24 protein-coding genes, 1 tRNA gene and 3 pseudogenes are annotated in these 20,473 nt (G+C 66.5%); 15 read left to right on the plus strand and 13 right to left on the minus strand.

The window, feature by feature from the left end; genetic code table 11:
- Positions 1–17 precede the first annotated feature (17 nt).
- Entirely contained in the window at positions 18–821 is an 804-nt protein-coding gene (locus tag UK23_RS26980) for a calcium-binding protein (RefSeq protein ID WP_156213404.1), read from the minus strand.
- A 148-nt stretch (positions 822–969) separates the two neighbouring features.
- Here UK23_RS26980 and UK23_RS26985 point away from each other — a divergent pair, with 148 nt between their 5' ends.
- Positions 970–1,323, plus strand: coding sequence for a helix-turn-helix domain-containing protein (locus tag UK23_RS26985; protein ID WP_045314450.1), 354 nt, complete (start codon positions 970–972; stop codon positions 1,321–1,323).
- Here UK23_RS26985 and UK23_RS26990 read toward each other — a convergent pair.
- The 7 genes from UK23_RS26990 to UK23_RS27020 form a co-directional block, all read right to left on the minus strand.
- Positions 1,320–1,907, minus strand: a complete 588-nt coding sequence (locus UK23_RS26990; protein WP_045314451.1) for a ClpP family protease — start codon at positions 1,905–1,907, stop codon at positions 1,320–1,322. The genes UK23_RS26985 and UK23_RS26990 overlap by 4 nt on opposite strands.
- Complete coding sequence (locus UK23_RS26995) at positions 1,904–2,518, minus strand: ClpP family protease (protein ID WP_045314452.1); 615 nt, start codon at positions 2,516–2,518, stop codon at positions 1,904–1,906. The genes UK23_RS26990 and UK23_RS26995 overlap by 4 nt, the downstream gene beginning before the upstream one ends.
- A gap of 57 nt (positions 2,519–2,575) precedes the next feature.
- A complete protein-coding gene (locus tag UK23_RS27000; RefSeq protein WP_045314453.1) occupies positions 2,576–3,400 on the minus strand; it encodes an SMP-30/gluconolactonase/LRE family protein in 825 nt (274 codons plus the stop codon).
- Positions 3,397–4,299, minus strand: coding sequence for a sugar kinase (locus tag UK23_RS27005; RefSeq protein WP_045314454.1), 903 nt, complete (start codon positions 4,297–4,299; stop codon positions 3,397–3,399). The genes UK23_RS27000 and UK23_RS27005 overlap by 4 nt, the downstream gene beginning before the upstream one ends.
- Positions 4,296–5,060, minus strand: coding sequence for a hypothetical protein (locus UK23_RS27010; RefSeq protein ID WP_196777910.1), 765 nt, complete (start codon positions 5,058–5,060; stop codon positions 4,296–4,298). Before UK23_RS27010 ends, UK23_RS27005 begins: the two co-directional genes overlap by 4 nt.
- A 77-nt stretch (positions 5,061–5,137) precedes the next feature.
- Complete coding sequence (locus UK23_RS27015) at positions 5,138–5,971, minus strand: cellulose-binding domain-containing protein (protein ID WP_045314455.1); 834 nt, start codon at positions 5,969–5,971, stop codon at positions 5,138–5,140.
- A 436-nt stretch (positions 5,972–6,407) separates the two neighbouring features.
- A complete protein-coding gene (locus UK23_RS27020) occupies positions 6,408–7,667 on the minus strand; it encodes a tetratricopeptide repeat protein (RefSeq protein WP_052685087.1) in 1,260 nt (419 codons plus the stop codon).
- A gap of 266 nt (positions 7,668–7,933) precedes the next feature.
- On the opposite strand from UK23_RS27020, the pseudogene UK23_RS53980 reads away from it, so the two are divergent.
- From UK23_RS53980 to UK23_RS27050, 9 genes and pseudogenes are all read left to right on the plus strand, one after another.
- Positions 7,934–8,197: pseudogene (locus UK23_RS53980) on the plus strand (hypothetical protein); the annotation flags it as partial.
- Positions 8,095–8,385 (plus strand): annotated as a pseudogene (locus UK23_RS55075) (Scr1 family TA system antitoxin-like transcriptional regulator); the annotation flags it as partial. The pseudogenes UK23_RS53980 and UK23_RS55075, both read left to right, overlap by 103 nt.
- A gap of 19 nt (positions 8,386–8,404) precedes the next feature.
- The gene (locus tag UK23_RS54655; protein WP_269112314.1) at positions 8,405–8,617 is read left to right on the plus strand and encodes a Scr1 family TA system antitoxin-like transcriptional regulator; all 213 of its coding nucleotides are present in this window, start codon (positions 8,405–8,407) and stop codon (positions 8,615–8,617) included.
- Between the two features lie 229 nt (positions 8,618–8,846).
- Positions 8,847–9,209, plus strand: a complete 363-nt coding sequence (locus UK23_RS27030; protein WP_045314456.1) for a hypothetical protein — start codon at positions 8,847–8,849, stop codon at positions 9,207–9,209.
- On the plus strand, positions 9,206–9,838 hold the full coding sequence (locus UK23_RS27035; RefSeq protein ID WP_156213406.1) for a hypothetical protein: 633 nt from the start codon (positions 9,206–9,208) through the stop codon (positions 9,836–9,838). Before UK23_RS27030 ends, UK23_RS27035 begins: the two co-directional genes overlap by 4 nt.
- 154 nt (positions 9,839–9,992) lie before the next feature.
- Positions 9,993–10,304 carry a hypothetical protein gene (locus UK23_RS27040; protein WP_156213407.1) on the plus strand — a complete coding sequence of 104 codons (312 nt, stop codon included), beginning with the start codon at positions 9,993–9,995 and terminating at the stop codon, positions 10,302–10,304.
- Between the two features lie 133 nt (positions 10,305–10,437).
- A pseudogene (locus UK23_RS55080) lies at positions 10,438–10,587 on the plus strand (DUF6346 domain-containing protein); the annotation flags it as partial.
- Between the two features lie 69 nt (positions 10,588–10,656).
- Positions 10,657–11,217, plus strand: coding sequence for a hypothetical protein (locus tag UK23_RS27045; RefSeq protein ID WP_156213408.1), 561 nt, complete (start codon positions 10,657–10,659; stop codon positions 11,215–11,217).
- A gap of 319 nt (positions 11,218–11,536) precedes the next feature.
- A complete protein-coding gene (locus tag UK23_RS27050; protein WP_045314460.1) occupies positions 11,537–11,737 on the plus strand; it encodes a hypothetical protein in 201 nt (66 codons plus the stop codon).
- A gap of 92 nt (positions 11,738–11,829) precedes the next feature.
- Here UK23_RS27050 and UK23_RS27055 read toward each other — a convergent pair.
- Together UK23_RS27055 and UK23_RS27060 are read right to left on the minus strand one after the other, a co-directional pair.
- Positions 11,830–11,903: transfer RNA gene (locus UK23_RS27055), tRNA-Leu, on the minus strand.
- Between the two features lie 51 nt (positions 11,904–11,954).
- Entirely contained in the window at positions 11,955–12,236 is a 282-nt protein-coding gene (locus UK23_RS27060; protein ID WP_045314461.1) for a metal-sensitive transcriptional regulator, read from the minus strand.
- 324 nt (positions 12,237–12,560) lie between these two features.
- On the opposite strand from UK23_RS27060, the gene UK23_RS27065 reads away from it, so the two are divergent.
- Positions 12,561–12,902: a histone-like nucleoid-structuring protein Lsr2 gene (locus tag UK23_RS27065; protein ID WP_030476951.1), complete on the plus strand. Its 342-nt coding sequence runs from the start codon at positions 12,561–12,563 to the stop codon at positions 12,900–12,902.
- A gap of 110 nt (positions 12,903–13,012) precedes the next feature.
- Here UK23_RS27065 and pabB read toward each other — a convergent pair whose 3' ends face one another.
- From pabB to UK23_RS27080, 3 genes are all read right to left on the minus strand, one after another.
- The gene (gene pabB, locus UK23_RS27070) at positions 13,013–14,998 is read right to left on the minus strand and encodes an aminodeoxychorismate synthase component I (RefSeq protein WP_045314462.1); all 1,986 of its coding nucleotides are present in this window, start codon (positions 14,996–14,998) and stop codon (positions 13,013–13,015) included.
- Positions 14,999–15,090: 92 nt separating this feature from the next.
- Positions 15,091–15,954 (minus strand): hypothetical protein, encoded by an 864-nt coding sequence (locus UK23_RS27075; RefSeq protein WP_045314463.1) that lies wholly within the window; start codon positions 15,952–15,954, stop codon positions 15,091–15,093.
- Positions 15,951–16,448, minus strand: a complete 498-nt coding sequence (locus UK23_RS27080; protein ID WP_045314464.1) for a SigE family RNA polymerase sigma factor — start codon at positions 16,446–16,448, stop codon at positions 15,951–15,953. Before UK23_RS27080 ends, UK23_RS27075 begins: the two co-directional genes overlap by 4 nt.
- A gap of 190 nt (positions 16,449–16,638) precedes the next feature.
- On the opposite strand from UK23_RS27080, the gene UK23_RS27085 reads away from it, so the two are divergent.
- The 4 genes from UK23_RS27085 to UK23_RS27100 all read left to right on the plus strand — a co-directional run bounded on the left by UK23_RS27085 (position 16,639) and on the right by UK23_RS27100 (position 20,373).
- Entirely contained in the window at positions 16,639–17,823 is a 1,185-nt protein-coding gene (locus UK23_RS27085; protein ID WP_330770306.1) for a metallophosphoesterase, read from the plus strand.
- 108 nt (positions 17,824–17,931) lie between these two features.
- Positions 17,932–19,098, plus strand: a complete 1,167-nt coding sequence (locus UK23_RS27090) for a type III PLP-dependent enzyme (protein ID WP_045314465.1) — start codon at positions 17,932–17,934, stop codon at positions 19,096–19,098.
- A gap of 34 nt (positions 19,099–19,132) precedes the next feature.
- Positions 19,133–19,528, plus strand: a complete 396-nt coding sequence (gene speD, locus UK23_RS27095; protein ID WP_045314466.1) for an adenosylmethionine decarboxylase — start codon at positions 19,133–19,135, stop codon at positions 19,526–19,528.
- Between the two features lie 29 nt (positions 19,529–19,557).
- A complete protein-coding gene (locus UK23_RS27100; RefSeq protein ID WP_045314475.1) occupies positions 19,558–20,373 on the plus strand; it encodes a spermidine synthase in 816 nt (271 codons plus the stop codon).
- Positions 20,374–20,473 lie beyond the last annotated feature (100 nt).

The raw sequence follows: 20,473 nt of genomic DNA on the forward strand, positions 1-20,473 counted from the left end.
TTAAAGCCGTCTTAAGGTCAGGGGCAGCTGACGAGGACGTCGCCGTCCTCGGCGTCGAGGCAGGTGTCCACGCCGAGGCCACCGTTGAGCGTGTCGTTGCCGGCGAGGCCCCAGATGAGGTCGTTGCCGTTCAGCGCGAGGATGTTGTTGGCGACCGAGCTGCCGACCAGGTGGTCGACGAAGTTGGTGCCGGTCAGGTTCTCCACGTCGCTCGCCACGTAGTCCTTGAGCGCCAACGTGTCGTAGCCGTCGTCGGTGCCGGAGCCGATGGTCACCGAGACACCCGAGTTCGGGTGCAGCGCACTGCCGCTGTTGTAGTCGACGCGGTCCACGCCCGCACCGCCGTAGACACTCACGCCGCCACGCTTCGGACGCAGCGTGTCGACACCGTCGCCGCCGCTGATCGTGCCCTTGGCGCGGGTCTCGATGACGTCGTTGCCCGCTTCGCCGTACACGTAGGCCGGCATCGCGTCGGCGTTCGTGTTGTCGTAGTTGATCGCGATGCGGTCGTTCATGTCGCCCGCGTTGACCCGGACCGACGTGATCAGCTTCGTGGCACCGGACTCGTAGGCGCAGCGCACGATGTCGTTGGTCAGCGTGCACCCGGCGCCGACGGCCAGCAGGTCACCGGAGTCGGTGACGGTGAGGTTGTGGTTCGCGGTGTCCAACGCGACCACGATGTTGTTGGTCTTGCCGGGCTCGCCCTCGACGACCAGCTGGTGGTTGTTCACGTACACCGTGGTGTGCGGCGTGGCGTGCGCGACGGCGGGCAGCGCGATCGCGGCGAGGGTGGCGGCGCCCAGACCGATGAGCATTCTCATGCTGGTTTCTCCCCTTGGTGGTGTCTTGTTGTGCCGGGAAGAGCCTGCTCAGAGGTCTTTCAGCCACCTTTGGGTGGTTTTAGAGCGGTCTTTCTGCTGACAGCAGAACGCCCCTTTGCCGTGGTCGGAGTGCTGTCACCATGAGGAAATGGCGGAGATCCTGGACTTCAAGCGCGCACCCGAGCCGTTGTGGCGTGAGGCCTTGGGCCGCAAGCTGCGTGAGACCAGGGAGGCGCGGGGCGACCGGTTGGTGGATGTGGCGGAACGCGCGGGCATCTCGGTGCAGTACCTGTCCGAGATCGAGCGCGGCCGCAAGGAGCCGTCGAGCGAGATGATCGCCGCCGTCACCGGCGCCCTGGGCATTGACCTGGCCGACCTGCTGATCGGTGTCGCCGGCCAGGTCCGGTCCCAGTACGTGGTGCGCACTCAGCAGTTCCAGACTTCCCGGCCGATCGGACGTCCTTCCGGTCCGGTGGCCATGGTTTCGCTGGTGGCTGCCTAACGCTGCTCGATCACCCTGTCCGCGAGCCCGTACTCGATCGCGCTCGGCGCGTCGAACACGCGGTCCCGGTCGGTGTCGTGGCGCAGTTCGGCCACGGTCCGGCCGGTGTGCCGGGACAGGATGTCCTCCAGCTGCGTGCGCACCCGGACCACCTCGTCCGCCGCGAGGATCAGGTCCGGGATCGCACCACGTCCCTGCGCCGCGGGCTGGTGCAGCACGACCCTGGAATGCGGGAGGACGACCCGGCGGCCTTCCGCACCTGCGGCGAGCAGCACCGCTCCCGCCGCGACCGCCTGCCCGACACACGTGGTCGCCACCGGCGCGTTGATGTAGCGCATGGTGTCGTAGAGCGCGAGCATCGCGGACGGGTCGCCGCCCTCGCAGTTGATGTAGAGGTTGATCTCCAGGTCCGGGTTGTCCGCCTCCAGGTGCAGCAACTGGGCGATCAACGCGTTGGCGACGCCGGAGTCGATCCCGGTGCCGAGGTAGACGATCCGTTCGGAGAGGAGGTGCGAGTAGACGTCCATGACGCGCTCGCCGCGCGAGTCCCGCGTGATGACGTTGGGAATGGTGTAGGTGCTCATGCGACAGCTCCCGCGTGCAGTCCCAGCTGGTGCGTGCGGACGGGGACGACCTGTCCGAGATCGCTGACGACGTGGTCGATGAACCCGTACTCGCTTGCCTGCGCGGTGGTGAACCACCTGTCGTGCAGCGAGTCGGTGAAGATCCGGTCGAACGGCTGCCCGGTGTCCTCCGCGATCAGGCCGAGCACGGTGTCCCTGGTGTGGCGCAGGTCGTCCGCCTGCACCTCGACCTCGACGGCCGAACCGCCGATGCCCGCGCTGCCCTGGTGCATCAGGATCCGCGCGTGCGGCAGGGCGAACCGCTTTCCCTTGGTACCGGCGGAGAGCAGGAACTGCCCCGCACTGCACGCGAGCCCCAGCGCCAGCGTCGCGACGTCGCACGGCACCAGCCGCATGACGTCGCGGATCGCCAGCATCGCGGGCACCGAACCACCCGGCGAGTGGATCCACAGCGCGATGTCCTGCCGTGGATCCTCGCTCGCCAGCGACAACATCTGGGTCGCCAGCACCGTGCCGTTGTCGTCGTCGAGCGCGCCGTCGAGAATCAGCACCCGCTGAGCGAAGAACCGTTCCCGCAGCCCAGAGCTGAAGAGCCTCTCGTTGTTCGTCATGGCACTGACGATGCCGGGTTGTCGTTGCCGAGTGCCGCTTTCTCTGCTGTGGGCAGATCAGCCCACAGCAGGCACGTACGCGTTCGCCGGGCGGCCTGGGATGTCGACGTCGACGGCGAACAGCGCGCCGTCGTGCAGGGTCGGGCGGCGCAGGCCGTGCTTGGCGGTGGTGATGAAGAGCCGGCCCAGGTCCTTGCCGCCGAGACAGACGCTCGTGGGTTGCTTCGCGGGGAGCCGGATCTCGTGGTCGAGTCTGCCGTCCGGGCGGTAGCGGCGCACGACACTCGCGCCCCAGAACGCGATCCACACGTTGCCCGCGACGTCGGTGGTCATGCCGTCCGGGGTGTGGTGCGGGGTGTGCAGGAAGACGCGGCGGCCGCTCAGCCCGCCCTCGGTGTCGACGTCGAACCGGTGCACGATGCCGCGTGCGCTGTCGGCCAGGTACATCAGCGTGCCGTCGTGGGAGAACGCCGGGCCGTTCGGAATCGTCAGTCCTTTGAGGACAGGAGACGGCGTGCCGAGGCGGTGCAGCGAGCCGGTGCCGGGTTCGGTGTCGTAGGCCATCGTGGTGACCCAGAACCTGCCGGACGGGTCGGCGACGGCGTCGTTGACGCGCATGCCCTCACTCGCGAAGGACTCCAGGGTGGGCCCGTCGAGGAGACCGGCACCGGTTCCCTTGGCCGCCATGAGCCCGTTCTCGGTGGGAGCGACGGCGCCGACCGGGACGTCGAGCTTCGCGATCTCCTGGAACGGCGCGGGAACGTCGCCGCGGGTCTCCAGCACGCGGCCGGCCAGGAGATCGACGACGACGAGTTTCCCGTTGATCCAGCGGGCACCTTCGCCGAGTTCCAGTTGCTCGAAGTTCCACTGCGTCAACGTCATCGGACGGTGCTCCCTGATTGCAGGTCCAGCAGGGCGAGGTCGGTGCGGGTGGGCAGGCCCTGCCAGTCGCCGGGCGTGGCGACGGCGAACGCGGCGACGGCGGTGCCGCGGTGCAGGCGGCCGGCCGGGCTCAGGCCGTCGAGGAGGCCGGAGAGGTATCCGGCCACGAACGCGTCCCCCGCGCCCGTGGTGTCGACGGCCGTGACCCGGTGGGCCGGTGCTGTCCACTCACCTTCTGAGGTAAGTGCGGTGGCGCCGTCCGCGCCGTGCTTGACGACGACTTCGGGGATGCCGTGGTCATCACCTGCGATCGCCAGCTCGTCGTCGGAGGCGATCAGCAGGTCGACGCGTGTCAGAAGTGGACGGATCGCCCTGGCTGCCTCGTCCGCCGACCACAGCTTCGACCGGAAGTTCACGTCGAGGCTCACCCTGCTGCCCGCTTCCCGGCCGAGGTTGACCGCCTCGGTGACCGCTGCCCGTGCGGACTCGCTCAACGCGCAGGTGATGCCGGTGACGTGCACGATCTTGGGCACGCTGACGTCGAACGCTCTCTTGACGTCCTCTGTGGATAGTTGCGACCCGGCGGATTCGCTGCGGTAGTAGAGAACCCGCGTGATGTCGGCGGTGCGCGGTTCGAAGAGGATCAAGCCGGTCCCGGCCTGCGCGGTGCGGCCGCCGACTTCGACCTGCTCGGCGAACAGCGTGCGCCGGACGAGCTCGCCGATCTCGTCCTCGCCCGTCACGCCGACCCACCGCACGGCGTGACCGAGCCGGGCGACGCCGATGGCCACGTTGGACTCCGCGCCCGCGATCGTCAGTTCCGCGGTCCCACCGAGACGGAACGGCCCGCCGGCGCGGAACGCACCCATGGTCTCGCCGAGGGTCAGCACGTCGGTCATGCGGTTCCTTCCTCGTACGCGGTGAGGGTCAGGCGCCACCTGACCGCTCCCGACTCCGGCACGACCGCCACGGGCCTCGTCCCGTCCTCGCGGTCGAAGGTGCGGCCGAGCATCGGTTCCACGCCGACGCTGCGGTAAGGATTCATGTCCGGCCAGCCCTTGAGATTTCGCCACAACGCGATCGACACGGGCTGATCCGCACACTCGACGCGCATGTCGAGTTGATGATCTCCATCCACCACACGGATCCGGTCGCTCTCCAGCACCGCTCCGACCGCCGTGCCGTCGTCCGGGCCGAGGGTGTCCAGTCCGGCCGGCCACTGCTTCAGAACCGGCGTCGGGTCGGTGATCAGGACAGGGTTTTCCGGCGCGACGAGCCGAGCTTCAGGACTGACGTCGAGCAACGCGTGTGCGGCCCACACGAACCGGTAGCCGGGCTCAGCCACGAGCTCGTAGTCGGCGATGATCACGCCGTCCTCGGCGCCGATGCGGCGGCGGAGCCGGAAGTCCGGGCACTGGACGCCGCTCTCGTCCCACGGCCGGCTCCACGCGTCCCCGTGATCAGGAAGCCCGCGAACGGTCGGTACGCACTCCTCGAGCCCACCCGCGTCCACGAACGGAGCACCGGGCGTGACGGTCTCCCGGGCCGGATCAGGCCGGTGCCAGAGCCACTCCCGGCGGGCAGTGCGCAGCGATGTCCAGCGCCCGCCGAGGCCGTTGTCGACCTCGGCGTACAGCGCCACAGCCCTGGTGACCTGCACGATTAGTCCCTGACATGATCGAATACGTGGTTAATTAATAATTTATCTTGCCACGTTCGATCGCCGAGACCAACACCTCAGCTCGTCGCGCAGGCCGTCCCGTTGAGCGTGAACGACCGCGGAGCCGTGTTCCTGTCCCGCATCGACCCGAGGAACCCGAGCGACACCTCACCGCCGGGCGCGATCGTCGCCACGTAGAACGCGCCGGTCGCGCTGACGGCCGCACCCCGCTGCGACGACGACGCGTTCCACATCTGCTGGACGGTCTGCCCGTCGCCGAACGACCATCCGAGCGTCCACCCGTTGATCGCCGCGCGGCCGGTGTTCTTGATCGTCACGCCACCCTTGAACCCGCCCGGCCACTGCCCTTCGATCCAGTAGGACACCTTGCACGGCGGCGCGGGAGGCGGTGGCGGCGGCGTCGTCACAACCGGAGGAGGAGGCGGCGGCGTTGTCGTGGCCGGTTGCGGCTGAACACGCTTGGGAGGCGTCGAGGTCGAGGGCACCGCGGCCGTCGTCGGCGCGGCATCCATTCCGTTGCAGGGCAATCCCCACAGGCCGCGATTCTCATGCGCCGCCCGCTGTTCCGCCTCTGCGATCGCGCCGGCGGCACCCTGCGCCCGCAACACCCCTTCCCGGACAGCGAGAAGCGCGTAGTCGGTGCCGTCCTCGAGCTCCAGGTTCACCTCGCCGGGTTCCACCGTCGTGACCCGGACAGGCCGCACCAGCAACGTCTTGGTGGCGAACGCGATCGCCGCGGCCGCCCAGCACACAGCGGGCTCCGCGAGCAATGAGATCCGGACGCGCTGCCCGTCGTCCAGCTCGACAGTGCGCCCGTCCACCACCTCGCGCACGAACCGCGGCACGTTCTGCCGCGCCTCCGTGATCAGCGTCGGCTGCCGCGACGGCACACGCGTGACCGGAGGTGGCTCCGGACTCGCCGCACACGCGCACGTGAGGAGAACCATGAGAAATGACAAGAACTTCCGCACCACCAGGGGCTCCCGACGCGGTCGTTGAATCTTTGACGACCGTATCGGTCAGCAGGCGTCACGCACTCCGCCGTTCGGAGTTGATCAACTGCCCGAAAGGGAGTCCTGAGTGGTACAGACCAAAGTTCGTTGTGGTCACAGCGATGTTGAATGTCCTCAGGAGACGGAAGAGCGGGTGGCGAACACGTCGCCACCCGCTCGGTTTTCCAGCTCACCTCAGGAGACGATGCCCTGCCACACCTTCAGCTCGTCGACGTTGCCGACGAACGCCTCACCCGTGCTGCTCCCCGACAACACGCGAAATGTCAGTCAGCGCGAAGCCTTGCACGCAAAACTTCACCAGGCATGTTCTTTCTCAACGAGCCGCACCTCGAGCGAGGTAGACCTTCATGGCGGTGAAGTCGAGCGTGACGTTGTAGGGCTTGTAGAAGCTGTGGGCGAAGTCCCCCAGCACGTCGAACCCGTGCCCGTCGTGCAGGTTCCGCTCACTCGTGACGCTGTACGCGCCCTTGGCGAAGGCGTTGCCGAGCCGTACTTCCTTCGGATAGCACGGGTACACGGTGATCGGCAGACCACCCGCCGCCGACTCCTCCGGCCGCTCGTGGTCGATGCGGATGCGCAATTCCTCGGCAGTGCCCCGGAACACGCCCGCGACATTGCTGCCGATTCCTCCGACGTGCAGTCCCACCACGCGCGGCCCGGAGTCGGCGAAGCTCCCCCTGCTCAAGATCAGGTGGTCGCGGACGAGCCACAGCGGCAAAGGCTCCGCACCCGCGCGTTCGGCGGCGATGCGTGCCTGCCGGGAGTTCTCCGGGGTGCGGCGGCGCAGGATGAGCCGGCGGCCGGCGTAGTCGACGGTCGTCAGGAGGTGGTAGAAGATCGACGTGCCGAAGGTGCCGTCCGAGCCGGTACTCGGCTCACCGTCCGACCAGTGCACGGGAATGTTGCGCAGCTCGAGGTCGCCCAGGCGGAACGACTCGAGGATCCCGTAGTAGAACCACTTGTCCAGGTACTCGACCTTCTCCTTGGCCACGACCTGGATCCCCGCCTGCTCAGCGACCCGCGCGGACACGTTCAACGGCCCCACGCGCGTGTAGAAGGAGAGCCGCTTGGGCGGTCCCCCGTTGAGCGAGCCCTCGACCTGCGGAATGGGATCCATCTGCAGCCACGGCAACCGCGCGGTGTCACCGCGGATCTCGTACGGCTGCCCACGAAACGCCTCGCACCACTCGGCCTCGGCTTCCGAACCGGCCGCGCGCAGGTGCGGAGCCGCCTGGCCGAGCTTGTCCTGCCGGATGAAGCAGTCGGCCATCTTGCGGTTGATCGCCTGGTCGGCCGGCGCCAGCGCGACCGCCGCACCGAGGTACTTCTCCGCGTCCGCGAACTTGTTGCTCAGCAGCGCCACATATCCGCGCTGACTCGCGGCGTGCACGTTCCGCGGGTCGCGCCGGAAAATCTCCTCGTACACCCGCCCGGCCTGCTCGAACTTCCCTGCCTTGAACAACGCGTCGGCGTCATCGCCCTGAGCACGAGCCTTCCCGCCGAGCAGCGGCGTAGCTGCGGCCATCACCGCCACAGCGCGCAGCACCGAACGCCGATCCCAGTCTCCGGCCATGTCCCGCTCCTCCCCAATAGAGCCAAGGTCGGAGCCAGTCAAGGAGACGCGACGTTGCCACCACGTATCCGGAATCCAATACACCCGCGATATGTCCAAAGTGGATAAGCAGAGCAAAGCAACGCAAGCGGCCATCCGGCGCGCAGCGCCAAGCAGGGGTTCGGGGCGCAGCGCCCCGGCTGGGGTCTGGCGGTGATGCGCGATGAACCCGACGAGATTATTCACGGCCTAACAGATCTGCAGGCTGACGGTCTGGCCTGTCCGGTGTGCGGAGCGAACTACCTACAGGGCGTCGCGATCGTTCGTTGTGGGTGCAGTGCGCGTGCACGGCCCTGGTCGCGCTCGGCGCGGCCTACGCCTCGTACCGGCACGGGCGCGAGTTCGCGCTGCGGTTCGGTGCGGACGAGACGACTGCGACGGTGGAGCTGTGGAAGACCGGTCACGGCGGCGGGCGCTGGAAGGCTTGGCTGGCGTTCGGGTTCGGCATCGTGCTTTCGCTTTGCGCCAACGTGGCCGCAGCCCCGGAGTTGCGGCGCTGCAGGCAGCGGTCAGTGATTCGTGGTCGAGCCGACTCTGCGACAAGGATCCGCTCTACGTCCAAGCCGTGTTCCTGGAGTCCGTGCTCCGACCAGTTGTCGGCGGACCGCGGGTGATGAAGGCACAGTTGCTGCACCTGATGGAGATGAGCGAGTTGGAGTCCGTCTCCCTGAAGATCGTCCACTGCTGCACCGGCGCGTATCCGGCGATGGACGTGCCGTTCACGCTGCTCAGCTTCCCCCCACCGCCAGCACAACGACGTGGCGTACTTCGAGACGTTCCTCAAGGGCGAGTACGTCGAGGACCTGGACCTGATCAAGCAGTGTGCGCAGCAATTCGACAAGCTGTGCCAGACGGCGTTGCCCGAGGGAGAGTCGCTCGAGCTCATCGCCGAGGCGATAGCTGAACTGTGACGAGCGCTCGTGCTGGTTCTGGCCTCGCGGGGTGAGGCTGCGCCAACCGGGTGAGATCTTCGACTGAGTCGAAGTGGTAACGCTCTGTTGATGGGTGTTCGACTGGCAGTATGTGGCGCGGTCACGCACTGTGGGGAGCGGTGCGGACAGCGAGAGGTGGGTTGCAGGGTGTCCGGGGAGATCGTCTGCTCGTTCGCGGCGCTGGATCAGTTTTCAGAGCTTGTCCGGCATGCCTGACCTGGAGACGTGGCTGGCTCAGGTCAAGGTAGAACAGGCTGCCATCGGTCGGCAGCTGCGCGAAGCCAGGGAGAACGCGGACAAGGTGTCACTCCAGGTGACGGCACTACGCAGTCCCTATGGCCTCGTGTCACTGCAGATCCGTAACAGGGCGCTGGTCGGACTGACGGCGAACGCCGCGGCGATCTCTCAGGCGAACGTCGGGCAGCTGCAACAAGATTTGTGGGAGGTGTTCAGCAATGCCGGGCTCACCTCGGATCTTGGCAGGACACCGGCGAGTCCGTCGAGACGTCGCCCTCGCACAGAGGGAGCCGATCCGGAAGAGGACCTGTGGAAGGGGCTGGGGGCGCAGTGAATCGAGCCGCTGGGATCGTGGGCGTGGCAGTGCTCGCGTTGAGTGCGGCGGCATGCGCCGGTGGCGACGCGGTAGACGGCAGGCCGCAGGGCATGTCCGGCACGTCGCCGACCTCGGCGACATCGCCTGCGCCCGTTCGCGCCAAGTACACGGCGCTGCCGACCTGCCGGCAGGTGACGCAGAGGGTGACAGGTCTGCCGCCGTTCCGATCCGGCAACGAGGACCCCTCGGTGTCCGACATGCTCACCGGATGTGAGTTCCAGCGCATCCCGGACTGGCCGCGGGTGAACCTGCAGGTGTCGGCGTGGCGAGACGAGAAGAGCGACATCTCGGGGCCTGCCGGTCCAGGTAGAGGAGCGCTGAAGGCCCGTGAAGTGTACGACGTGACGTCCAAACCTGGCGCCGATCCGGCCGATGACGGTGCGGCTGAGGACGTGGAGGTGGGCGAGGAGGCGAAGTGGCTGACGCCGAAAGACAGGGGCAGCTGCGCGCTGATAATCCTCGACGTCAACGCCGTGCTGATTCTCGAGAACAAACCTGCGGACAAGCCCGCGCCGAGGTCGCAGGAGTGCCGGGGGCCACTGCGTGAACTCGCGAAGTCGTTCTACGACGCCGTCCAGACGCCGTAAACGCCGCGAAGACCCAGATGAAGGCATTCCGAGCTGGTGCCCGTGCCACTGGATCAACCTTTCCGGACCCTGCCGATGTTGCTCGTCTTGACCGCTGTCGCCACGCAGCTCCTGCTGCCCCTCCCTGCGCCGGCGGGTCACGAAACAGCTCGTGATGATCTATCGAATTGACCTGGTCGAGAAGGGCATCGACGCGGACATCCGCCGAAGCATCACCGACTTCTCCGTCACCGGCATGGCCAAGGACGCGCTGGGCGACGCTAAGAAGGTCGCGGTCGAAGGTATGAAGAGCGCGCCCGCCGACTTCCTGCCCAAGCTCGGCATCGAGGCGACGAAGGAGTCCACCAAGTTCCACGACTGGGAGGACAAGGCCAAGGACGGCGGCGGCTGGCGTACGTGGCGGGACCTGAGGGCCGAGGAAGAGGAGAAGCAGGAAGGGAAGGGCAAGGAGGCCAACGGCGGATGAAAGCCGTCCGCGTCCTGCACAGGATCTTCGCCTTCCTGGTCATTCCTGTCCTCGGCTACTTGCTCGGCGGACGATCTTCAACTACTTCTGGAACAAGGTCGAGACAGAAGACCTGAGCGAAGCCAGCCACATCATCGTCGCCACGTCGTGCGACCGGCATGGCCCAGTCACCCTGCGCGGCTTCGGTTACGTCTACGAGTGTCGCGCCACGGTCACGAACAAGATCAACGGCAACGTGGTGACCGCGACGACGCGAGGCTTCCTCAACCCGGAACTCATCGGCAAGCAGGTCGCGGGTACCGGGTTCAGGCGCGGCGACTTATATCCGGAACGCCCGTACGCGGGTTGGGGCGTGATCCTGCTCCTGCCGTTCGGTGTGCTCTGGTTCTACCTGTACATCGCGGTCGCTTGGCGGCTGCTGCCCGAGCGGCGAAAGTCTCGGCGCAAGCCTGTGCGCTATCAACGTCCTGACAACCCAACGGAACCCGATCGCACGGTTCGTGTCTTTGGTGGGCACCGGCGGGTCTGGCTGTGCTTCATCTTTCTGCTCGGGTGCGTCGGCACCTTCGTGTACAGCTCGTCGGCGTTCCAGGACGACACGCTCGCCACCGGTGCGGCGATCGCGTCCTGGGCGGTGGTCGCCCTCGTGCTCGCCAGCGTTGTCTGGCGCGCAGCGCGGGGACCGATGATCGCGATCTCCCCCGAAGGCCTGGAGTGGCGCGGCGCGAAGCTCGGCTGGGCTGAGATTCAGGACGTTCGACTGACGCGTCGCCGCGTGCTGATCGTCCAACCTCGGAACGGCGATGCCGTGCGGATCGGCGGGTTCGGCACCGAGCAGGCGACTCGCATCCACGTGGCCATGGGGCACTTCAGCCTGGCAACGTACGCCCGCGAAAGCACAGGCGGCAGGTGAGACCCGCGCGCCGTCCGGCAGCTCGAAGCTGGAGAATCCTGCGCCTCAGGATCGCGATGACGCTGTGCGCAACGAGGGTCGCGCTGTGCGGTGTCCAAAGTGGATTACCGGTCACAGGGCAGGCCGAAAGTGCCCGCTCTGGCCCAGGCCAGTATCGGCTTCAGCCGTTCCTGACGACGGGTTGACCTGATAAGCCTTCGCACAGGTCCACAGTCGCGCAACCGGAAGCCGCGCGAACTCAGGGCTGCGGACGAGCCATGTGGCCAAGGAAGCAGGGGAATAGCCGGCAGCGGCGCGTAGCCGAGAAGTCTCCCGCGCTGTGGCCCTCGCCCGCCTGATTTCGGTCACATACCACGAGCGCGACCTCGGCGGCTCGATGCAACACAATGTCGTCGAGCAGGAGCAGCCGTCACTCCCACTGCTCTCGGTCCGTCGCCAAAGTCTCGACGTCATCCCAGCCGACGTGGCCGGTGAACCGCCCAGCACTGATCAAGCGTTCGATCAGTTCCTGGAGCTCTGACTCTTGAAGCGGGGCCGGGACGCGGCGCCCAGAAATACAACGGGCGAGGTGCGATCTGCAGCTTCCGCAGATCGCACCTCGCCCGAAGGTCGTGCCCCCGGTGCGACTCGAACGCACACTGGACGGATTTTGAGTCCGCTGCCTCTGCCGATTGGGCTACGGGGGCGTAGCTGAGTGAACTCTAGCGGATCACGCCAGCAACTTTCGCTCGGGGCCTCTACGACTTAACGAGCCGTCCGATGGCCGCTGACGCCTCTGCCAGCTTCGCCTCGGCGACCGGGCCGCCTTCCGCGGCCGCCTGCGCCACACAATGCTTCAGGTGCTCGTCGAGCAACCCCAGCGAGACTGCCTGCAGTGCCTTCGTGGCGGCGGAGATCTGAGTCAGCACGTCGATGCAGTATTCGTCGTTCTCGACCATGCGCTGGAGGCCGCGGATCTGTCCCTCGATGCGGCGCAGTCGCTTGAGGTATGCGTCCTTGTCCGCGGTGTACCCGTGCATCGGCCCCTGACCTTCCCTACCCCTGGCGGGTATGTCGAGGATACCTGCACCGGAAGGGGGTGCGTTATGTGCAACGCTGCTCCGTCAGCGGGAATGGTGAAGGGGCCAGCAAGCCCAGCAACGGGTCGAAGTGAGACGACTAGCTGCACATTTTGGACCCATAACACCCCTGCGGTTTCCCGGGGTAAATGACCCGACTGGGCGGTTGGGTCACATTTTAGCGGCGAAAGGTTCGCCGTTTTTCCTCATCTGGACTATGGTGTTGTCGAAGCACGTGGTTACGTCGAGGATCCGCGTGCTATGTGAGTACCCAACGGAGGAACAGTGGCACAGCAGACCGTCGTCCAACTCATCGACGACCTCGACGGCGGAGAAGCCGACGAGACCGTGACCTTCGCACTTGACGGTGTCGAGTACGCCATCGACCTGTCGAAGGGAAATGCGGAGCGGCTTCGCGAGTCGCTGGCGGACTTCGTCGGCAAGGCTCGTCGTGCGGGTGGCCGCAAGCAGCGCAAGGGCACCGGCAAGTCCACGGTGAAGGCCACCGACAAGGCTGAGGCGCAGCGCATTCGTGACTGGGCCCGGGCACAGGGGCACCAGATCTCGGACCGTGGCCGCATTCCGCAGAACCTGGTTGTGCAGTTCCAGGAAGCCCACGCCTCCTGACCTGCGCGAACCCGCGAGGTTTCCACACGTCGGCCGGGTCTCCGGCCGACGTGTTAACCATCAGTGAAGTACCCATCCCGGTTCGTTCACACTATCCCCGGAACGTGGGATCAACGACCAGGAAAGTGCGCTCCGAACAGGCGTGACACGGCAGTGGCCTTGACCGCTGTCTCCTCGAATTCCTCGTCCGGGTCCGACAGCGAGATGACAGCCCCGCCGACGCCGAAACTGACCTGGTCGCCGTTCGTCACGAGCGTTCGGATGACGATGCTGAAGTCGGCGGCGCCGTTGAGCGAGAAGTAACCGAGGGCTCCCGAGTACACCCCGCGTGGACCGGCTTCCAACCCATCAAGGATCTGCATGGTCCGGATCTTCGGGGCACCGGTCATCGAACCACCTGGAAACGCGGCTCGAACACATCGGACGGCAGAACTGTCCGGTCGAAGTCTCGCCCGCACGGTGCTCACCAATTGGTGTACGGTCGCGTAGGTCTCGACGTCGAACAACCGCGTCACCTCGACCGAACCGACTTCCGCGCACGTGCCGAGATCGTTGCGGACCAGGTCCACGATCATCAGGTTCTCCGCACGGTCCTTGACCGAACGGGCCAACGTTGTGCGCAACATCTCGTCGTCCGCCGCATCAACACCTCGCGGCCGTGTCCCCTTGATCGGCGATGACTCGACGACACCATGCCGGTCGACCTTGATAAATCGTTCGGGTGACGTGCTGAGCACGGACAGTTCACCGAAACGCAGCAACGCACCGAACGGAACGGGATTAGCGGCGCGAAGCAGCCGATAAGTGTCCCAAGTGTCCAGCGACGCCCGCCACGACATCATGTTCGTCAGGCACGCCTCGTACGTCTCCCCCGCCGTGATCGCTTCCTGGCACGCGCTGATCAGCTTCAGGTAGTGCGCGCGCGGATGCCGCAACGTCACTGCTGACACGGCCGGCCGGGAAGGCTCCTCCAACGGCCGCAGATCCGCCAGAACAGCCGAAACGTCGCCGCACCACGTGTCATCCGTCAGCGACATCAAATAGACGCACTCATCAACGTGATCGATGACCACGGCACGGTCCGCGAACACGAACGACGCGTCAGGCTGTTCCGCGCGGTGGGCGTAGTCGCCGCCGCACTCCGCCTTCAGCTCGTAGCCGAGGTATCCGACCCACCCGAGTGCGAAGTCGAACGGCACATCGGGCTGTTCGACACCGCATGCCGCGATGTCGTCGTCCATCCACGAGAAGAAGGACGGACATGGCACACGCGCGCCGTCGAGAGTGAGCACCTGGTCCGGCACGGAATACTGCGCAACGCGCGCGAGAGGCCCCGAAGCGTCCCCCATGAACGAGAACCGCCCGCCGGACCCGCTGTCCAGCCAGAACGACGTCTCAGACGCCCCGTAGAGCGCCGCGAACGCCGCCTCCGCGTCGATGGCCAGGTCCAGCCTCCGGACGTGCACAGGGCGCTTCTGAGCCTGTGGACGAACCTGCATTGGTTCGGGTACGGCAGCGGTTCGAGTGGGTGTCAGCGCGGCGAAGTTCGCGAGCATCTCACGTCCGAAGTCGGTGCAGATCGACTCCGGGTGGAACTGCACTCCCCACGCGGGCCTGTCGAGAGCGCGCACACCCATCAGCACGGAGTCGTCGCTCCACGCGATGGCCTCCAACGAAGAAGGCAGATCGGTGACCGCCAACGAGTGGTAACGCACGACGCTCAACGGCGACGGCAGGCCAGCGAACACGTCGACGCCCGTGTGTGTGACCGGCGAGACGATCCCGTGGCGCGGCACGGGTGCAGGGCCCACCACGGCGCCACGGGAAAGGCAGAGGCCCTGATGCCCCAAACACACGCCCAGCAACGGAATCTCGGCGTGGTCGATCACCGCGCGGCAGATGCCGAAGTCGGCGGGATTGCCTGGCCGGCCTGGCCCTGGCGAGATCACCACGTTGTCGAACGACCGCAGTGAGGCAAGCCGGAAGCGCGGGTCGTCGTTGTGGACGACCACGGGCTCGGCTCCGTTCACCTCGGCGATGTGCTGAAAGAGGTTGAACGTGAACGAGTCGTAGTTGTCGATGAGGAGGGTGCGCATTGCAGGACGGCACTCTACCTGCCAAAACACCCGAAAAGAGCAACGAGAGAGGGCGGCCACAAACGTGACCGCCCTCCGGACAACGCACTAACTCAGCTCCCGAGGAGGAACTTCGGATCCATCGCGAGTGCCGCCAGCTGGGGCGCCAGGAACAGCTGGCCGTCCAGCGCCGGGTAACCGCCGTGGGGGTACTCGTTCTCCTGCATGATCGTGACCGTCCAGCCGTTCGCCGCCCGGTAGGTCGCCCAGGTGGCGGTGCCCTGATCGAGGCTCGCGGGAGAGGCGACCCCGATCTGCTTTCCGCCGACCTCGTAGAGCTTGCAGCCGGCGTCCTTCGCCCTCTGGAACTTCTTGGACAGCGCGCACGGTTCCGTCGGATCCCGCGGATCCGGCATTGACACGTGTGCCGTCAGCTTGCCGACCTTGTCGCCCTTGCGCACCGGCACGTACGCCGTGTACTGCCAGATCTCGGGCACCTCACCCTTGTCGGTGGAGATCTGCGCCTGGGCGCGGAGCATGCCGCCGTACATGCTCGGGTCCTTGTACTTCAGATCGGGCGTGTCGTAGCCGGCCGGTGCGGACGCCATGAGCAGGTGCAGCAGCTGCGTGCCGCGGTCGGCCTGCGGCCCGTTGGTGGCCGTGCGGTCGGACTGCCCCACCGGCCACTGCTCACCCCACTGCGTGTCCGGCATACCCGTGCTCGAGCCACTGCTACTGCTGCTACTCGCCCCGGCACCCGTCATGTACTCGGTGGTGCCTTTCGGGTTCAGCGCGAACGCCGTCCCGAGACCGACACCGACCACGAGCACCGCCACGACCGCGCCCACCAGCGACGACCGCCGCTTCGACCTGGCCTTGCGCGCCACGTCGAGTGCCCGGCCCGGATCCATCGACGGCGGCGGGCTGCTCGCCACCACCACATCCTCGAAAGCCCTTTTGAGGTCCTGTTCGTTCATCGAACCCTCTCCTGCTGTGAGAGCAGGCCGCGCAGCGTCTGCAGCCCCCGCGCGGCCTGACTCTTGACCGTTCCTTCCGAACACTTGAGGACGACTGCCGTCTGTTCGATCGACATGTCCTCCCAGTACCGCAGGACGAGGCACGCACGTTGCTTCGGAGGCACCTTCGCCAGCGCCTCCAGCAACACCATGCGGTCCTCGGGATGGAGCCCTGGTGGAGCCGCCGAGTCCGTGAGTTCCTCGGTCGTCGACTCGAACCGGAACCACCCGCGCCGTCGCTCGGACAGGAACGTCCGCACCAGGATCTGCCTGGTGTAGGCGTCCAACGCCTCGTGCCGCTCAATACGACGCCACGCCAGATAAAGCTTCGTGAACGCCTGCTGCACGAGATCCTCCGCGCGATGCCAGTCGCCGCACAGCAGGTATGCCGTGCCGCGCATGGCGTCGGAACGGGCCGCGAAGTACTCCTGGAACGCGGCGTCCCGATCACTCATCAGATCTCCCCCTGTCTGCGGTACCGGGTTAGTCACGCCACCTGCGCGCCGCCGGGTTGCATGAACCTGGAGGACTTTTTCGGCGACTCGGCACCGGCCAGGGTGCCACCGGCTGTGACGGTGCGCGTGCCGAAGGTGAGTGCACGCCTCCGACGATCAAGCCCACAACGGCGAAACGCATACTGATGTCGTGATTTTCCTGTTGCTCCTCGGGGTCCCGGTCGCGCTGGGCCACCTGTACCTGTGGCGCCGGCTGGTCGTGGGCACGACGCGTCCCCGCACGCTCGGGCGCGGCATCGGCACTTCGGCCATCATCGGGGCGTTCGTGCTGCTGATGAGCACACTGGTCGTGACGCGCCGGGTGCCGCCGGAGTTCGGGAAGTTCTTCGCCTGGCCGGGATTCGTGTGGCTCGCGGTGCTCTTCTACCTGGCCATCGCGCTCGGCGTCGCGGAGATTCCGCGCCGGATCCTGCTGAAGCGGGCAACTCTCACGCCAGTCGCGGTCGGTGCCGGTCCGGAACCTGCCGAGCCGGTCGAGGTCGTGCCGGATGCCGGTCGCAGGCTGTTCATCTCGCGGTCGGTGGCCATCGGTTCCGGCATCGCGGCGGGCAGCGTCGTCGGCTACGGCATGACGCAGGCGCTGGGCGCACCGCAGCTGCTGCAGGTCCCCGTGACGCTGAACAAGCTCCAGAAGTCCATGTCGGGCTTCCGGATCGCGGTCGTGAGCGACATTCACCTCGGACCGCTGCTCGGCCGTTCGCACACCGAGCGGATCGTGCGGATGATCAACGAACAGGAGGCCGACCTCGTCGCGATCGTCGGCGACCTGGTCGACGGCACGGTCGCCGAACTGCGCGAGGCCGCGGCGCCGTTGCGGGATCTGGTGTCCAGGCACGGCAGCTTCTTCGTGACGGGCAACCACGAGTACTTCTCCGGCCACGAGCAGTGGATCTCCGAGGTCGAGAAGCTCGGCGTGAACCCGTTGCGCAACGAGGGTTTGACCGTTGCCGGTGGACTCGAGCTCGCCGGTGTGAACGACGTGACCGGGAAATCCTACGGAGACGCACCGGACTTCGAACGCGCTCTCGCGGGCCGCGACAAGAACAACCCGCTCGTCCTGCTGGCGCACCAGCCGGTGCAGGTCGCCGACGCGTCTTCACACGGCGTCGACCTCCAGTTGTCCGGTCATACACACGGTGGACAGATGGTGCCGTTCAACTTCGTCGTGCCGGTGCAGCAACCCAGTGTCGCGGGGCTGTCGAAGGTGGACGACACGTGGCTCTACGTCAGTCGTGGCGCGGGTTTCTGGGGTCCTCCGGTACGCGTGGGCGCTCCTCCCGACATCACGATGATCGAGCTTCGTTCTGCTGGCTAAATCACACTCGCGCGGACTGGATTGCGCGATTGCGGTGTCGAGGCCGTAGAGTGGACGGCCGTGCCCGCGTACGGACCGCGAGGCGGATGAAGGGGGAACCCTGGGGAAATGACCGAGAGCTTCGCCGTCGATCGGCGCAACGAGGCAGAGGCTCGTATTCGGCGTTTCCTGGACCAGGAGAACCCGTCGACACCGTGCTTGGTGATCGACCTCGAGACGATACGCGCGCGCTACCAGGCAATTCACGCGGCGCTGCCGTCCGTCGACATCTTCTACGCCGTCAAGTCCAACCCGGAGCCGGCCGTGGTCGGCACCCTCGTTCCCGAGGGCTCGCAGTTCGACGTGGCGTCGCCCGCGGAGATCGACTTGTGCTTGGCGCAGGGCGCTTCGCCCGCGTCGATCTCGTACAGCAACCCCATCAAGAAGGCCGCTGACATCGCGTACGCCTTCTCGCGCGGGGTGCGATTGTTCGTGTCGGACAGCGAACAGGACGTGCGCTTCGTGGCCGAGCACGCGCCCGGTTCATCCGTGCTCGTGCGAATCCTTGTACACAGCAAGGGTTCCACGTACCCGTTCGGCAACAAGTTCGGTTGCGATCCCGAGATGGCGACGGACCTTTTGCGGCTGGCGCACGAGTTGGGCCTGGTTCCTCTTGGCGTCGCGTTCCACGCCGGCTCGCAACAGCTCTCGGTCTCCGGCTGGGACTCCGGAATCGCCGACGCCGCTTTGATCGCGTCAAAGTTGCGTGCGGAAGGCATCGAGACCACCACCGTGAACTTGGGCGGCGGCCTTCCCGCGGTGTATCAAGAAGACACGCCGACGCTGGAGGCTTTCGCCGCCGCCATCGAGGCTTCACTCGCGCGACACTTCGGCGATGCGCGCCCGCGAGTGATGATCGAACCCGGCCGCGCGATCTCCGCCCAGGCCGGGATGATCCGCTCGTCCGTCGTCCTCGTCTCCCGCAAGTCCTATTCGGACGAACGCCGCTGGGTGTACATCGACATCGGCCGCTACCAGGGCCTCGCCGAGACCGAGGGCGAGGCGATCGCCTACGCACTGCGCACCTCGCGCGACGGCGGCGAAACCGGCCCGATCGTGCTGGCCGGCCCGACCTGCGACGCGGACGACGTGATCTACCAGCACACCCGCTACGACCTGCCGCTGGACCTCGCGGCCGGCGACCACGTGGACATCCTCTGCGCGGGCGCCTACACCTCCTCATATTCGTCCGTGTGCTTCAACGGTTTCCCGCCGTTGGCCACGTACTGCATCTAAGCCCGTCTGCAATTCACATAGTTTGGAGTGATTGATGTCCGAAGCGCCCTGTCAGACCGAGGAAACCGTCGGTTTGTTCGCGGGACAGCACGTACTTGCAGAGCTCTCGGGTGTGAGCGCGGATCTGCTCGACGACGAGCAGTTCCTCCGGCACGCCCTTGGTGAGGTTCTCACGCAGGCCGACGCAACGGTGCTGGAGGTGATCTCCAAGAAGTTCGATCCCCAAGGAGTCACCGTGCTGGCCCTGCTGTCGGAGTCCCATGCGTCGATCCACACCTATCCCGAAGTGGGGTCGGTGTTCGTCGACGTGTTCACCTGCGGTACGCGCGCCAAACCCGCACTGGCCGTCCAGCTCCTCGCTGACGCCCTGGGCGCCGCTCACGTGAGCACGGACCTCGTCACTCGAGGCCTCAAGGAGCACGCCGCGTGAACACGATCAACGAACCGCTCGCCGACGGCATGACCCGCCACTGGCAAGTGGACGAGGTGCTGGTCGACACCAAAACCGACTTCCAGCACCTGGTGATCGCCCGCACGGCCCAGGGCATCTCCCTGTTCTGCGACAACGACCGCCAATCCACGGAGTTCAGCCAGCTGACCTACCACGAGGCCCTCATGGTCCCGGCATTGCTGCTGGCCGACCAGGTGGAACGCGTGCTGGTCATCGGCTCCTCCGAAGGCGTCGTCTGCCAGATGGCCGTCCAGCACGGCGCGACCGTCGTCGACCACATCGACATCGACGAGCAGGCAGTCCGCCTGTGCGCCGAGCACCTCCCCTACGGCTACACCGTCGAGGAGCTGGCCGAAGCCGAGAAGGGCACCGGCCCGGTCCGCGTGCAGTTCATCGACGGCTTCGAGTACATCCGCACCACCACCGAGAAGTACGACATCGTGCTGGTGGACCTCCCCGACGAGCGCGAGGAGGAAGCCCAGCACAACCGCTTGTACGGCGCCGACTTCCTGCGCATGTGCAAGGCCCTGCTCCGCCCAGGCGGCGTCGTGGTCAACCAGTCGGGCTGCCAGACCATGTGGCGCAACACCACCCTGATCCGCTCCTGGCAGCGCTTCAACGAGGTGTTCGACACGGTCGCCTACTACGGCTCGGACGAGCACGAGTGGGCCTACCTGTTCGGCCGCGCGGACGTGGTCGAAGACCCGACCGCACTGATGGTCGAGCGCCTGAAGACCGCTGGCTACCAGCCGGAGTCGATCGACGACCTGGCCCTGCTGGGCAACAGCATCCCGCCATACCGAGTCCGCCAGTCACTGGCCTGACGGGCAAGCAAGCGAGGGGCGCTTCCCACGGGAGGCGCCCCTTTGCTTTTGGTTTTGCTTTGCTTTTCGCGTGCGCTCCGGGTGGGGTCCCGTCACGAGT

The organism is Lentzea aerocolonigenes (assembly GCF_000955955.1).
In the GTDB taxonomy this organism is placed as follows: Bacteria; Actinomycetota; Actinomycetes; order Mycobacteriales; family Pseudonocardiaceae; genus Lentzea; species Lentzea aerocolonigenes_A.

What these genes read in the sequence shown, in the direction of transcription:
- UK23_RS27005 (WP_045314454.1), bottom strand. Translation starts at nt 4,299, where the DNA reads ATGACCGACGTGCTGACCCTCGGCGAGACCATGGGTGCGTTCCGCGCC.
- UK23_RS27080 (WP_045314464.1), bottom strand. Translation starts at nt 16,448, where the DNA reads ATGAGTGATCGGGACGCCGCGTTCCAGGAGTACTTCGCGGCCCGTTCC.
- UK23_RS26985 (WP_045314450.1), top strand. Translation starts at nt 970, where the DNA reads ATGGCGGAGATCCTGGACTTCAAGCGCGCACCCGAGCCGTTGTGGCGT.
- UK23_RS26980 (WP_156213404.1), bottom strand. Translation starts at nt 821, where the DNA reads ATGAGAATGCTCATCGGTCTGGGCGCCGCCACCCTCGCCGCGATCGCG.
- UK23_RS27100 (WP_045314475.1), top strand. Translation starts at nt 19,558, where the DNA reads ATGACCCGCCACTGGCAAGTGGACGAGGTGCTGGTCGACACCAAAACC.
- UK23_RS27020 (WP_052685087.1), bottom strand. Translation starts at nt 7,667, where the DNA reads ATGGCCGGAGACTGGGATCGGCGTTCGGTGCTGCGCGCTGTGGCGGTG.
- UK23_RS26990 (WP_045314451.1), bottom strand. Translation starts at nt 1,907, where the DNA reads ATGAGCACCTACACCATTCCCAACGTCATCACGCGGGACTCGCGCGGC.
- UK23_RS27060 (WP_045314461.1), bottom strand. Translation starts at nt 12,236, where the DNA reads ATGCACGGGTACACCGCGGACAAGGACGCATACCTCAAGCGACTGCGC.
- UK23_RS27040 (WP_156213407.1), top strand. Translation starts at nt 9,993, where the DNA reads ATGATCTATCGAATTGACCTGGTCGAGAAGGGCATCGACGCGGACATC.
- UK23_RS27090 (WP_045314465.1), top strand. Translation starts at nt 17,932, where the DNA reads ATGACCGAGAGCTTCGCCGTCGATCGGCGCAACGAGGCAGAGGCTCGT.
- UK23_RS26995 (WP_045314452.1), bottom strand. Translation starts at nt 2,518, where the DNA reads ATGACGAACAACGAGAGGCTCTTCAGCTCTGGGCTGCGGGAACGGTTC.
- UK23_RS27030 (WP_045314456.1), top strand. Translation starts at nt 8,847, where the DNA reads ATGCCTGACCTGGAGACGTGGCTGGCTCAGGTCAAGGTAGAACAGGCT.
- UK23_RS27075 (WP_045314463.1), bottom strand. Translation starts at nt 15,954, where the DNA reads ATGAACGAACAGGACCTCAAAAGGGCTTTCGAGGATGTGGTGGTGGCG.
- UK23_RS27000 (WP_045314453.1), bottom strand. Translation starts at nt 3,400, where the DNA reads ATGACGTTGACGCAGTGGAACTTCGAGCAACTGGAACTCGGCGAAGGT.
- pabB (WP_045314462.1), bottom strand. Translation starts at nt 14,998, where the DNA reads ATGCGCACCCTCCTCATCGACAACTACGACTCGTTCACGTTCAACCTC.
- speD (WP_045314466.1), top strand. Translation starts at nt 19,133, where the DNA reads ATGTCCGAAGCGCCCTGTCAGACCGAGGAAACCGTCGGTTTGTTCGCG.